We start from the raw sequence: 13,149 nt of genomic DNA, 5'->3' as shown, positions 1-13,149 counted from the left end.
TCACAGCTTCCGCCTGAAAAGGGCAAGGCCGCCGAACTTCAAAGAGTCGCGAGCGGCCTTTCCCAATCTTTGCAAGCTTTGACGGAGCTTTGCTCCGCCTGCTTTTATCAGGCTTCGGTCGCCTCATCGAGCGCCGGCTCGAACGGAGCTTCCGCAGAAGCGCCGAGGTCGCGGCCCGATCCGCTCTGCTGACGGGCAATACCGTCGATGGCAGCGCGGGCGATCAGGTCGCAGTAGAGAGCGATGGCGCGCGAAGCGTCGTCGTTGCCCGGGATCGGATAGTCGATCAGGTCCGGATCGCAGTTCGAGTCGATGATGGCGACGACCGGGATGCCGAGGCGCTTGGCTTCGTCGATCGCGATCTTTTCCTTGTTGGTGTCGATGATGAACATCAGGTCCGGCGTGCCGCCCATGTCCTTGATACCGCCAAGGGCCTTATCGAGCTTTTCGCGCTCGCGCTCGAGGGTCAGGCGCTCCTTCTTGGAGTAGCCAGACTGCTCGGACGACAGGATTTCGTCGAGCTTGCGCAGGCGCTGGATCGAGTTGGAGATCGTCTTCCAGTTCGTCATCATGCCGCCGAGCCAACGCGAGTTGACGTAGTACTGGGCAGAACGCTTGGCCGAGTCAGCGATCAGCTCGGAAGCCTGACGCTTGGTGCCGACGAAGAGAACGCGGCCGCCACGAGCAACGGTGTCGGACACGACCTGCAGGGCGCGCGACAGCAGCGGAACGGTCTGGGCCAGGTCGATGATGTGGATGTTGTTGCGATCGCCGAAAATGTACGGCTTCATCTTCGGGTTCCAGCGGTGAGTCTGGTGACCGAAGTGGACGCCGGCTTCCAGAAGCTGGCGCATAGAAAAATCAGGCAATGCCATGCCTTGTTACTCCTTTTCCGGTTGAACCTCCGCAAGGCGAACAGCATCCTCTTCGAAGATGCCACCGGGCGGAAAAGCCGGATTTCTCCCGGACGATCCCATGCCTTACGTGTGGAATGCGCGTGGCCTTACATTCGATTTCCTGCAAAAGCAAGGCTTGCGCCAAAAAATCTGACGAGAACGGACGAATGAGCCGCGCCTGCAATATATACGCGTTGCCGGCTCAGCTTGCCAGCATGTTCAGCAGCGACAGCATCACGCCGGCGTCCGGGATCGGCAGCACGGCATCGATCTCGGCCGGCAACTGGCCGGCAATCGGCCCTTTGGTATCACCGGTCGCCATGCCGAGCGGCCCGCGAAAGCCGTGTTTGGTCCAGGCGAGCTCCTGCAGGCGGGCGCTCGTCAGCGCCTCGATCAGGCGTTCGGCCGTTTCGTCGACGACGATCAGCGGATGGGCCGAATAGACCGTCGGGCGCGGATAGAGGACGACGGGCTTGGCGCCCGGCCCCGACTGGATGCGGCTCCATCGGTCGGCATCGGCGAGCGCCCATTCGACGAGTTGATTCTCATAACCGACAATCATCGGTTCGCCACCGAGGCCGCCTGCCAGATACTGGTCAAACAGCTTGCCTGACGATGGCGACTTGAAACCCATATTGCGGAAGATCGACTGCACCTTGCCGCCGTATTGGGCGAGATCGTCTGATGTCGCGACATTGCCGCTGAAGAGGCTGAGCGCGAGGCCCGAGAACATGAAGCCCGAATTCGACCGGTTCGGATCGGTGGAGACGATGCGCGCCCGGCCGTAGAGTGCATTGACGCCAAGTTTCGACCAATCCGTCCCGGCAAGGATGGCATCAAGCAGCGCCTTCAGGTCGAGCTGGTGATGGCCGTTGATTACCGTCACGAGGCCCGATTTGATCAGCCCGTCCACGACCGGCTGCCACGTGTAGACGACGACAGGCGTGTTCAGCATGACCCTGTCATCGCGGATCTTCACGCCGCTCTGACGGGCGATATCCACCATGATGGAGGAGGACGGCCAAAGAAATTGCGGGTTCTGCGAAAGCAAGGCCCGCTCGCGCACCATTTCGACCGAGCCGGCGACGCGACTGTCGATCGAAAGGCCGTAGCCCTTGATAGCGTCAACGACATCGGGATCGGCAAGGAAAGCCTCCTTTTCGCCGCCGATGAAGCCGAACAGCTTTGTGCGCGTACCCAGCAGGCCCTGCAGTTCCGGCCTGTCGCGGACGGCGAAATAGCCGCCCGTGCCGGCAATACCGGTGGCGAGCAGTCCAACTCCAAAGGCGCGGCGGGAAAGGGCCATCAGCGTCCGAGATCCTCTTTGAGCGATGCCTGGATGAGGCGCAGGTCGGTATCGAGCGTGCCAAGCTCAGCATCGACAAGGCTGTCGGCATAATGAACGAAGGCATCCTCGAGCTTCACCAGCACGGCGCGGACATCCTCCAACTGCTTGACGTCAGGCGCGCGTTTCGCCTCGATTACCGCAAAGCCCTCGGCAACTTCGGCCGCACGCGGCAGATAGTAGCTGAGGAAACGGCGTACGGAATTGGCACTTTCCGGCCTCGCCTCCACCTCGCGGAAGACATCGGCGGCGATTTCCGCCAGGTGGCGTACGCGCGCCGCCGTCTGCTTGTCGGTAATATCGTCCGCGGCCGTCTCCAGCCTTTGTGCGGCGGGCACAGCCCCTTCCAGCAATTCTCTCGCGAAGGCAACGCGACCGCGGCCGATCACCTTGATATCGAGACCTTCGAAAAGCCTGCGTGGCGCCAGCAGGAAAACGAGGCCGGCAAAAACTAGGAGGCCGATGACAGCGGCAATCCAGAACGGCATGCCGGCAGCAAAAGTCAGAATGGGGACGAGAATGGCCGTCACCACTCCCGCCACGATCCAGTTGCCATCATTGCCGAGCCAGTTACCCATGCCGGTCCTAGTTATAACCGCGTGCGGTGCGGAACGCTGCCGCAAGGTCCGAGCGTCCGTCGAAGACGCGTGCCGCCGTCGCTGTCGCCAGACTGTCCAGCTGGGTCTTGTCCGCATCGCCGAAAGTAATGCCGAAGATCGGCACGCGTGGTTCCATCGCGTTCCAATCGCTCATGAAGGCCGCACTCTGGTCATCGGATCTGCCGTCGGTCATGATGATGATCGCCGGCAGATAATTGGACAGGTCCGCGGTTTTCGCCATCTGCTGGAGCGCCCTGTCGGCGCAGGCATACATATTGGTGCCGCCGCCGGCATGCTGACCAGAAACTGCGTTGAGAAGCCCCTGCTGCTCCATCGTGTCACCCGAAGCCGAGAAGATATCGCGGACATTGGCATCGAAAGGAATGACGAAGATACGGTCGGCCGGCGACCACTGCACCAGCACCTTGCTGGCCTCCTCGGGCGTGAACAGGAAACGCATCGCCTGCTGCAGACTGTTCTCGCCGTCCCCCTGCATCGAGCCGGAGAAATCGAGGCAGAGCGCCGTCAGTGACGGTTTGCGCAGTGCCGCCTGATAGAGCGTAAGCGCCTGGCGGATCACTGTCGGTTCCGGCATACGGATCGCGGTCACCAGTTTGGCCGGATCGAAATTCCAGCTCGGCTGCGGCTCAGCGGCGACGCTGCCGAGCGGCAGGCGGCGACCGGTTTCGGCGATCTTCTTCTGAACATCGGGCGAGCGCAGATAGGCGAGCAGGTCCTTGAAGAAGGTCTGAACCTGGGGACCGCGGCCATGATCGACGAAACCGAGCGGCGAATCCGCCATCGCTACGCCATCGGCAGGATAGATGGCGTAAAGCGGCTCCTTGCCCATACCCGTGAGCTTGTCGTTGGTTTCCTTGATGACCGCCTCATAATTCCACATGGCATCGTAGATCGTGCCCTTGCTGGCGGAATCCGTATAGAGGTCGGCGAGCCAGCCCGAAGAGCCGGAGGAGCGCGCAACACCGGCAAGCAGGCTTCGAACGGTGTCCTGAACCGTCTTGTCGTCGAGATCGCCGGGCTCGATCACTGGCTTGTTGCCGAGCGCACTGGAGAGCATGGCGAGATAGGCGCTGGCACCGGAATTCGATTGGGTAGCCGATGTCATCAGGAACTTCAGTGAGCCGCTGTTCACCGCTGCCAGGATATCCTTCATGAAGACATCCTTGCCGACCCAGCCGAGCTGCTCGGCCTTCGACTTGCGCACGCCGAGGATGACGGGCGTCTGCGCCACCGACGTCAGGTCCTTGACCCTGCGTTTGGTATCGAACATGTCGACCCAGACGCTGGAGGCCGGCCAGACGGCATCCTGCTCGACACCCTGATCGCTTTGCAGCGCAAGGCCGATATCGAGCGTGCCTTCATATTTGAAGGAGCAGGTCGCGTGCTTCTCCTTGCAGAACTCCTCGACGATCGGCTGCAGGACGGTGTTTTCCGAGCCGGAAACGATCGAGAAATTTGGCCCGCTGCTGAAAGCATCGCAGCCTGCCAACGCCGCGAGACCAGATAGCGCCAGTGCGCAGAGGAATGAGCGGATCATGGTTTTGCCGGTCACGCCTGGGTCATCGCCTTCTTGAGATCGATCGTCAGCTGTTCCATCTGCTGCTCGGCCTGGGCCCGCTTCTTGCGGCCCTCTTCCTGCACGCGCAGCACGCCGGTGACGGTGTCGATCAGATCCTGATTGGCCTTGGCAAGCGTCTCCATATCGACGATGCCGCGCTGCGACTGCTGCTCGATGGCGATCGCCTGATCCTTCATCATTTCCGAGGCCTGGCGGATCATGTCATTGGTGGCGTCGGTCACCGACTTCTGCAGGTCGAGGGCCGATTTCTGCTGCGTGAGCCCGAGGAGGATGACCATCTTCTGCTTCCAGGCAGGCACAGTCAGCGCCGAGGTTGCCTGCAGATTCTCGATCAGTGTTTCATCGCCGGCCTGGACGATGCGGATCTGCGGAAGCTGCTGGATGCCGAGCTGGCGGGCCTGCTGCAGATAGAAGATGCGCTTTTCCAGCCGGTCGAGCGCCTGGAGGCTGTCCTGATAGGTCTGCGCTTCCAGCATGCCGCCACCGGGGCCGGAGACTGCAGCGTCGGCTGCGCTCTTCAATTTCGGCAGCTCGACCGAGCGGAAATGCTCGGCGAAGTTCTTGCCTGCTTGCACATAGGCATCGAGCTTTACGATCGACTGTTTCGTCTCTTCATGCAGATCGTCGAGCAGGGCGATGTCGCGACGCAGCGTATCCTTGTGGCGGTCGAGCTCCAGGCCGATGCGGTCGATCTGGCCTGCAACATCCTCGAACTCCTCCTTGAAGCGCTCGAGGCGCGCCTTGGCGGAGAGGAACATACGGCTCAGGAAACCCTTGTCCTTGAGGGACGCGGGATCGAGGCTCTTGGATTTCAGAATGATATCGGTCAAAAGCTTGCCGACATCGTCGAGATCCTTGTTGCGCACCTCGCGCAGGATCCTGTCGGCATAGTCACTGACGGCCTGCTGGGCGCGATCGCCGTAAACGGAAATTCCGGCGCGGTCTGTAATACTGATGGTGTCTGTAATGCGGGCGACTTCCGCAGGATCGGCGGCAATGGCCGGCAGGGAAGCAGTCTGAACAGTTGCGAGATCGGTATCGGCCATTCGGGTCGTCTTTCTCGGCTTGCGGCGCAATTGGTCTTACGAATTGTAAACCCATTATCTGAGCAACTGGGCCATCCACTATGTAGGGTCGGAAAAGGCAGACTTCCACAAAGACCGGCCCGCGATGACTCATCTGCGGGACGACAGTTTAGCTGTACTAGAAATAATATTTTATGACAGATGCTTAAGCTTGTCGCAGACGCGGCCTCACTGGCAGACCGGCGCGGCCTTCTTGTCGAGAAGCTCGAGCTTGGCAAGCTTGCCGGTCAGGACGAAATCGCCGTAATCCATCGTCAGATCCCGCGTAATGCCGTTCTCATAGAGCTTGAACGACATGCGGTAGACCGGCAGGGTGTCGGATTTGGCATTCTCGTTGAAATAGGAGATCGTCACGGGCCAGAAGGCGGCCTTGGCGAACTCGCCGGCATTGCCTGCATCAGCCTCATTCGTGACCGGAGTCTCCTGCTTACCCACGATCGTCGTTGTCACCAGGGATTTGTCGCCATCGTCGGAGCCGTCGAAGACGCGAGCCTCGAAGAAGCGCTTGCCATCCTTGGCGTTCTGAATGACGTCGAGCATGTGCTCGGTCGGAAAGCGGCTTTCCTCGAGTTGCAGCTCACGGCTTGCCGGCTGCGTGAGGTCGACCTTCACGCCTTCCGGCTTATCCTGAGCCGCGCCGTTGACTTCCTTGTCGAGCTGATCGTCGGTGAAAGACTTGGTATCGAAGGTGAACTTGCCATCCTTCAGGCTCTCGAAGGTCTTGGTCTGCTGGTCGCTGACACGCACGTTGTCGCCGGTGTCGATCTGGGTGACGAAGCGGAAATTCGTGGTGAAGCCTTCGCAGTAATTGCCGTCGAACTCATAGACCATGCGGCCATACATGGAGGAGATGCCGGAGCGTTCCGAAGCGTCCTTCAGTTCCAGGTCGTAGATGGCGCGGTGAGCGACGAGCCCGGTTGCGATCGCAGCGCTCGTCGCCGGCGCGGCCGCCCAGGCATTGGCGGAAACGCTTGCGAGAAGAAGAGCGGCAAGTGACGATCGGAACATTCATTAACTCCTGTTGGACTCGTCCGCGATGTTATAAGAACGCTTTCGGCCAAATCGAGGCTCGAAACTGTCACATTAAAGATTCTAGTCTTGATGCATTCTTTTTGAAGAATTGACAACAAAAGCGGAGACGAAAATGTCCGATGTAATCGCAACGCGCCTGTCGGAAATGGGGATAACCCTGCCCGAGGCAGCAGCACCCGCCGCCAATTATGTCCCCTATGTCATCAGCGGCAACCTTCTCTATATTTCCGGCCAGCTGCCGCTCGAAGGCGGTAAGGTTGCCGTCTCCGGCCACCTCGGCAAGACTGTCGATGTTGCCACTGGCCAGCGTGCCGCAGAGCTTTGCGCCATCAACATTCTTGCTCAGGCAAAGGCAGCGCTCGGCGGCAATCTCGGCCGCATCCGCCGCGTCATCAAGCTCAACGGCTTCGTCGCGTCGGCGCCTGATTTTGTCGAGCAGCACCTCGTTATCAACGGCGCCTCGAACCTGATCGCCGGCGTGCTCGGCGAAGCCGGCAAACATGCCCGCGCTGCCGTCGGCATGGCAGCCTTGCCGCTCAGTGCAGCAGTCGAAATAGATGCTATCATGGAAATCGCATAATGACGAATGCCGCCTGGATCAAAGAGCTGCCGGTTGCGCACCGCGGCTACCACGACCTCAACAATGTCGTCTGGGAAAACACGCTCTCGGCTTTTTCACGGGCCGTCGAAGCGGGCTTCGCCATCGAATGCGACCTGCACTACGCCTCGGATGCCGTGCCGGTCATCTTCCATGATGAAGATCTGGAACGCCTCTGCAACCTCAAGGGCGATGTGCGGGAACGGACCTCCCAGGAACTCGGGCTGATCGCCGTCGGCGGCACGAAGGACAAGGTGCCGACGCTGAAGCAGCTTCTCGCGCTCGTGCAGGGCAAGGTGCCGCTTGTGCTGGAACTCAAGGGCCGCGAAGCCGACGACGAGGGCTTTGCCGAATCCGTTCTCGACGTACTCGAGGGCTATGAGGGCAAGGTTGCGCTGATGAGCTTCGACCATTGGCTGCTGAAGGATCTCAAGGAGCTCAACGCGCCCTACCCGATCGGGCTGACGGCCAACGGCAATACGCCGGAGGAATATGCAGGGCATGAGAAGGCGATGGAGATCGGCCTCGATTTCATTTCCTACTATTATGCCGACCTGCCGAACCCGTTCATCACCGACCAGCGCGACAAGGGCGTTCCGGTCATCACCTGGACGGTGCGTGATGAACAGGCTCGCAAGCAGACTTTCGAGAATGCCGATCAAATGACTTTCGAAGGCTTCGATCCGCGCGCGGCAGTTTGACGCTCGCTTTTTCGACAAGATCGTGCGCAGACTGGGAGGGAGCCAACTCCCTCCCCCAACGGCTTCGCATTTGCTTCATGACAGACGAATCGTCAGACGAACTTTCCATCCGCATCGAGCGATCATTCACCGCAATTTCCCCCGACCGCTGGTCCAGGCTTTCGGGAGCATCGAAGACGTGCGACAGCGTCGCCTATAATCCCTTCGTCTCGCATGCCTTTCTCTCGTCGCTGGAAGAATCCGGCTCTGCCACTGCGCAGACCGGCTGGCTTGGCCATCACATGCTTCTGGAGACGGACAAGGGTGAACTGGTCGGCGCCTTGCCCGGCTATCTCAAGAACCACAGTCAGGGCGAATATGTCTTCGATCATGGCTGGGCCGACGCTTTTGAACGGGCCGGCGGCAGCTATTATCCGAAGCTGCAGTGCTCGATCCCCTTCACGCCCGCCACCGGCCCGCGCCTGCTTGTGACCGAAGGCCTTGCCCGCCTGCCAATTCAGAATGCCATGGCGGAAAGCCTCAAGGAGGTCGTCCGACGCCTCGATATTTCCTCGGCCCATATCACTTTTGTGCCCGAGGACGAGATGCCTGTCTTCGAGACCGACGGCTATTTGCATCGCACGGACAAACAGTTCCACTTCATCAATGAAGGCTATGCCAATCACGACGCGTTCCTGGAAACGCTTGCCTCCCGCAAGCGCAAGGCACTGCGCAAGGAGCGTCGAACGGCGGTTGAGAACGGCATCACCATCGACTGGCTGACCGGCAAGGACCTGACCGAAAAAATCTGGGACCAGTTCTTCGCCTTCTACATGGATACCGGCGGCCGCAAATGGGGCCGGCCTTATTTGACGCGCAAATTCTATTCGCTGATCGGCGAGCGCATGGCCGACGACATCCTGCTCGTCATGGCCAAACGCGACGGCCGCTATGTGGCAGGCGCCATCAATTTCATCGGCGGTGATACGCTCTACGGGCGGCACTGGGGTTGCATCGAAGAACACCCCTTCCTGCATTTCGAGGTCTGCTACCATCAGGCCATCGATTTTGCGCTGGAAAAGGGCCTCAAGAAGGTGGAGGCCGGTGCCCAGGGCGAACATAAACTTGCCCGCGGCTACCTGCCGGTGACAACGCATTCCGCCCACTATATCGCCCATGCGGGATTGCGGCGCGCCGTTGCCGACTATCTCGAGCGCGAGCGGGAGGATGTCGAATATATGAATGAGATGCTTGCCGAACACACTCCCTTCCGCAAAGGCGAAAGGCTGCAGGAGGATTGACGCGCTTGGTTCCGCCGCGCTACGCGATCAAGGGAAACACGAGGAGATTTCGCCATGACCAGCGCTGCCTATGACGACAACAACATCTTCGCCAAGATCCTGCGCGGCGAGATCCCGTCGCATCGCGTCTACGAGGACGACAAGACCGTTGTCTTCATGGATGTGATGCCGCAAGCGCCGGGCCATGTTCTGGTCCTGCCGAAGGCACCTTCCCGCAATATCTTCGATGCTGATCCGGCTTCCCTTTCCCATACGATCACCGTCGTCCAGAAAGTCGCGAATGCCGTCAAGGAAGCCTTCGACGCAGATGGTGTGTTCATCGCCCAGTTCAACGAGCCGGCAGCAGGTCAGACCGTTTTCCACCTGCATTTCCATGTCATCCCGCGGCATGAGGGCGTGGCACTCAAGCCGCATTCCGGCAAGATGGAGGACGGCGCGGTGCTCGCCGCAAACGCGGAGAAAATCAAGTCGGAACTCGCGTAACGGAAGCGCCGCCTTATTTTTCGGAATACTAAATTGCTTCATCGATTTAGGAGGAAATCATGATCCGCCACACCGTTGCATTCCGCCTGAAGCAGGCTGCAGGCTCTGCCGAAGAAAAGGCTTTTCTCGATGAGGCGCTGACGCTCAAGCAGATCCCGAGCGTCAGAAATTTCGAGCAACTTCGCCAGACGAGCCCAAAGAACGATTTCACCTTCGGCTTCTCGATGGAGTTCGACGACCAGGCCGGTTACGACGCCTATAATGTCCACCCGCTGCATGTCGCCTTCGTGCGCGACCGTTGGATACCCGAGGTCGCAGACTTCCTCGAGATCGACTACGCGAAGCTCTGACATCCTGAAGCGTGTCGCTGCCACGCTTTAGGTCTTTTCTTGCCCATATCGTTATCGCAAACCACTACACGCTTTCGCGCGACATGCTTTGGAGCAAACAAAAAGGCCGCTTCGCAGCCGCCTTTTTTCATTGTCTGTTGCAAAACTTACTTCTTGCGCGGAACCTTCGGAACCGTCGAGCCCTTCTTGGGAGCATCGCGGACTTCCGGTTCAGGCTGCGGCACGGTCTTGGCCTTCGTCTTCTTGACCGGCTTGGTCTTTAGCTCGCCATCATCCTCATTGACCGCTCCCGGATGAACCAGTTCGGCTTCCGGCTTCGGCTTGATAGGTGCTGTTTCCGGAATGGCTTCCAGAATGAGGCCCGGCTTGCCATCTTCCTTCGGGCCGACGGTGACGTTGACGACGCCGCCCTTCTTCAGCTTGCCGAAGAGGATTTCGTTCGCCAGCGGCTTCTTGATGTTTTCCTGGATCACGCGGGACAGCGGGCGGGCACCCATCTTCTCGTCGTAACCCTTTTCTGACAGCCAGGCGATCGCATCCTCGTGCAGGTCGAAGGTGACGTTGCGTTCGGAGAGCTGAGCTTCCAGCTGCATAATGAACTTCTGCACGACCTTGTGGATAACGGCCGTCGGCAGCGCCGCGAACGGGATGATCGCGTCGAGACGGTTGCGGAACTCCGGCGTGAACAGGCGGGTCAGAGCCTCTTCGTCTTCGCCGGTGCGCTTGGACGAACCGAAGCCGATGGCGGCCTTGGCCATTTCCGAAGCGCCCGCATTGGTCGTCATGATCAAGATGACGTTGCGGAAGTCGATCTTCTTGCCGTTATGGTCAGTCAGCGTACCGTGGTCCATGACCTGCAGCAGGATATTGTAGATATCCGGATGCGCCTTTTCGATTTCGTCGAGCAGGACCACGCAATGCGGATGCTGGTCGACGCCATCGGTCAAGAGGCCGCCCTGGTCGAAGCCGACATAGCCGGGAGGTGCACCGAGCAGACGGGAAACCGTATGCCGCTCCATGTATTCCGACATATCGAAGCGCAGAATCTCGACGCCCAGCGAGGCGGCAAGCTGCTTGGCGACTTCCGTCTTGCCGACGCCGGTGGGACCGGAGAAGACATAGGCACCGATCGGCTTGTTCGGCTCGCGGAGGCCCGCGCGTGCCAGTTTGATCGCGGTGGACAGGGCTTCGATTGCCACATCCTGACCATAGACGACCGAGCGCAGTTCCTGCTCAAGATTGGCAAGAACGGCTTCGTCGTCCTTCGAGACGGTTTTTGCCGGGATGCGGGCCATCGTCGCAATCGTCGCTTCGATCTCCTTTTCGGTGATCAGCTTGCGGCGCTTGGACGGCGGCAAGAGCATCTGGGCGGCACCGGTCTCGTCGATGACGTCGATCGCCTTATCGGGCAGCTTGCGGTCCGAAATGTAACGGGCCGACAGCTCGACGGCCTGCTTGATCGCCTCGTTCGAGTAGCGCAGATGGTGGTACTCTTCGAAATAGGGCTTCAGACCCTTCATGATCTCGATCGCATCATCGATCGACGGCTCATTGACGTCGATCTTCTGGAAGCGGCGGACCAGAGCTCGGTCCTTCTCGAAGAACTGGCGGTATTCCTTGTAGGTGGTCGAACCGATGCAGCGGATCGCGCCCGAAGACAGAGCCGGCTTCAGGAGGTTCGATGCATCCATGGCTCCGCCCGACGTTGCACCAGCACCGATGACGGTGTGGATTTCGTCGATGAAGAGCACGGCGCCCGGATATTCTTCCAGTTCCTTGACGACCTGCTTCAGGCGCTCTTCGAAGTCACCGCGATAGCGGGTGCCGGCAAGCAGCGTGCCCATATCGAGCGAGAAGATCGTGGCATCGGCCAGAGCTTCCGGAACCTTGCCTTCGACGATGCGCTTGGCAAGGCCTTCAGCGATAGCGGTCTTGCCGACGCCGGGATCACCGACGTAGAGCGGGTTGTTCTTGGAGCGGCGGCACAGGATCTGGATGGTCCGGTTCACCTCGGCGTGACGGCCGATCAGCGGGTCGATCTTGCCGCCCTTGGCCTTCTCGTTGAGGTTTACGCAGTAGGCCTTCAGCGCATCCTGCTGCTTCTTCGGCCCGCTTTCTTCCTCGTTGCCGCCGCGTGCGGTCGGCTTGGATTCGGACTCGTCCTCAGCGCCGCGCGGCGGCCGGCTTTCGGAAACGCCGGGGCGCTTGCCGATGCCGTGGGAGATATAGTTGACGGCGTCGTAGCGGGTCATTTCCTGTTCCTGCAGGAAATAGGCAGCATGGCTTTCGCGCTCGGCGAAGATCGCAACGAGCACGTTGGCGCCGGTCACTTCCTCGCGGCCGGAAGACTGGACATGGATCACCGCGCGCTGGATGACGCGCTGGAAACCTGACGTCGGCTTGGAGTCTTCGTCATAACCGGTGACCAGGTTGGAGAGTTCGTTATCGACATATTCCAGGAGCGTTTTACGAAGCGCGTCGAGGTCGACATTGCAGGCACCCATGACCGCGGCCGCATCGGCATCGTCGATCAGGGCGAGCAGCAGATGCTCGAGCGTCGCATATTCATGGTGCCGCTCGTTGGCAAAGGTCAGTGCCTGATGGAGCGCCTTCTCAAGACTAGGCGAAAATGTTGGCACGTTCAGTTCCTCACTTCTTTTCCATGACGCATTGCAGCGGATGCTGGTGCTGCCGGGCAAAGTCCATCACCTGGCTCACCTTGGTTTCCGCTACCTCGTATGTGAATATTCCGCATTCGCCGACGCCGTGGTTATGGACATGCAGCATGATGCGGGTGGCACTTTCCCGATCCTTCTGAAAAAAACGCTCCAGGATATGGATGACGAATTCCATTGGGGTGTAGTCGTCATTCAAAAGCAGTACGCGATAGAGATTAGGCTTCTTGGTCTTCGGCTTGGTGCGCGTGATGACCGAGGTTCGATTTCCGTTATCCCCGTTCCTTTCGCTGTCGTTTTGCATCCGGATCGGTCTGGCGATCATTGTCATTCATTCCTCAATCAATCCGGCAGGCAGCATGGGAGGGGTGCTTTCCCGACGAATATCTGAAACCCTAAGGTAGTTCATAATAGAGCGATTTTAAGCCCCTTGTTTCCGACTGCAATCACAATTCCGCAGGACTTGACGCAAAGGCCAAAAAAGTCTGCGTAAAAACCAGGGCGC

13 protein-coding genes are annotated in these 13,149 nt (G+C 59.6%); 5 read left to right on the top strand and 8 right to left on the bottom strand.

Annotated features, from left to right (window positions below):
- Positions 1-107: 107 nt before the first annotated feature.
- From rpsB to AC1DTN_RS14785, 6 genes are all read right to left on the bottom strand, one after another.
- The gene (gene rpsB / locus AC1DTN_RS14810; protein ID WP_439014876.1) at positions 108-875 is read right to left on the bottom strand and encodes a 30S ribosomal protein S2; all 768 of its coding nucleotides are present in this window, start codon (positions 873-875) and stop codon (positions 108-110) included.
- Positions 876-1,098: 223 nt separating this feature from the next.
- A complete protein-coding gene (locus AC1DTN_RS14805; protein ID WP_439014875.1) occupies positions 1,099-2,202 on the bottom strand; it encodes a type 2 periplasmic-binding domain-containing protein in 1,104 nt (367 codons plus the stop codon).
- Positions 2,202-2,819: a 5-bromo-4-chloroindolyl phosphate hydrolysis family protein gene (locus tag AC1DTN_RS14800; protein WP_477921523.1), complete on the bottom strand. Its 618-nt coding sequence runs from the start codon at positions 2,817-2,819 to the stop codon at positions 2,202-2,204. Before AC1DTN_RS14800 ends, AC1DTN_RS14805 begins: the two co-directional genes overlap by 1 nt.
- Before the next feature lie 7 nt (positions 2,820-2,826).
- Entirely contained in the window at positions 2,827-4,398 is a 1,572-nt protein-coding gene (locus AC1DTN_RS14795) for a VWA domain-containing protein (RefSeq protein ID WP_477921604.1), read from the bottom strand.
- Positions 4,399-4,409: 11 nt separating this feature from the next.
- The gene (locus AC1DTN_RS14790) at positions 4,410-5,486 is read right to left on the bottom strand and encodes a toxic anion resistance protein (protein ID WP_439014873.1); all 1,077 of its coding nucleotides are present in this window, start codon (positions 5,484-5,486) and stop codon (positions 4,410-4,412) included.
- A 207-nt stretch (positions 5,487-5,693) separates the two neighbouring features.
- Positions 5,694-6,533, bottom strand: coding sequence for a cell envelope integrity EipB family protein (locus AC1DTN_RS14785; protein WP_310389484.1), 840 nt, complete (start codon positions 6,531-6,533; stop codon positions 5,694-5,696).
- A 136-nt stretch (positions 6,534-6,669) separates the two neighbouring features.
- Between AC1DTN_RS14785 and AC1DTN_RS14780 the strand changes: the two genes are divergently transcribed.
- From AC1DTN_RS14780 to AC1DTN_RS14760, 5 genes are all read left to right on the top strand, one after another.
- Positions 6,670-7,137 carry a RidA family protein gene (locus AC1DTN_RS14780; protein WP_113322799.1) on the top strand — a complete coding sequence of 156 codons (468 nt, stop codon included), beginning with the start codon at positions 6,670-6,672 and terminating at the stop codon, positions 7,135-7,137.
- Positions 7,137-7,856, top strand: a complete 720-nt coding sequence (locus AC1DTN_RS14775) for a glycerophosphodiester phosphodiesterase (protein ID WP_439014872.1) — start codon at positions 7,137-7,139, stop codon at positions 7,854-7,856. Before AC1DTN_RS14780 ends, AC1DTN_RS14775 begins: the two co-directional genes overlap by 1 nt.
- Before the next feature lie 77 nt (positions 7,857-7,933).
- Complete coding sequence (locus tag AC1DTN_RS14770; RefSeq protein ID WP_113322795.1) at positions 7,934-9,136, top strand: GNAT family N-acetyltransferase; 1,203 nt, start codon at positions 7,934-7,936, stop codon at positions 9,134-9,136.
- 54 nt (positions 9,137-9,190) lie between these two features.
- Positions 9,191-9,619 carry an HIT family protein gene (locus tag AC1DTN_RS14765; protein WP_439014870.1) on the top strand — a complete coding sequence of 143 codons (429 nt, stop codon included), beginning with the start codon at positions 9,191-9,193 and terminating at the stop codon, positions 9,617-9,619.
- A 59-nt stretch (positions 9,620-9,678) separates the two neighbouring features.
- A complete protein-coding gene (locus AC1DTN_RS14760; protein ID WP_439014869.1) occupies positions 9,679-9,969 on the top strand; it encodes a Dabb family protein in 291 nt (96 codons plus the stop codon).
- Between the two features lie 146 nt (positions 9,970-10,115).
- Here the strand turns inward: AC1DTN_RS14760 and clpA are convergent, their stop codons facing one another.
- Positions 10,116-12,608 carry an ATP-dependent Clp protease ATP-binding subunit ClpA gene (gene clpA, locus AC1DTN_RS14755; protein ID WP_439014868.1) on the bottom strand — a complete coding sequence of 831 codons (2,493 nt, stop codon included), beginning with the start codon at positions 12,606-12,608 and terminating at the stop codon, positions 10,116-10,118.
- A gap of 10 nt (positions 12,609-12,618) precedes the next feature.
- Positions 12,619-12,969 carry an ATP-dependent Clp protease adapter ClpS gene (clpS, locus tag AC1DTN_RS14750; protein ID WP_037072724.1) on the bottom strand — a complete coding sequence of 117 codons (351 nt, stop codon included), beginning with the start codon at positions 12,967-12,969 and terminating at the stop codon, positions 12,619-12,621.
- Positions 12,970-13,149 lie beyond the last annotated feature (180 nt).

The organism is Rhizobium sp. 01T444 (assembly GCF_056398305.1).
This window is presented reverse-complemented; position numbering and strand designations above follow the sequence as displayed.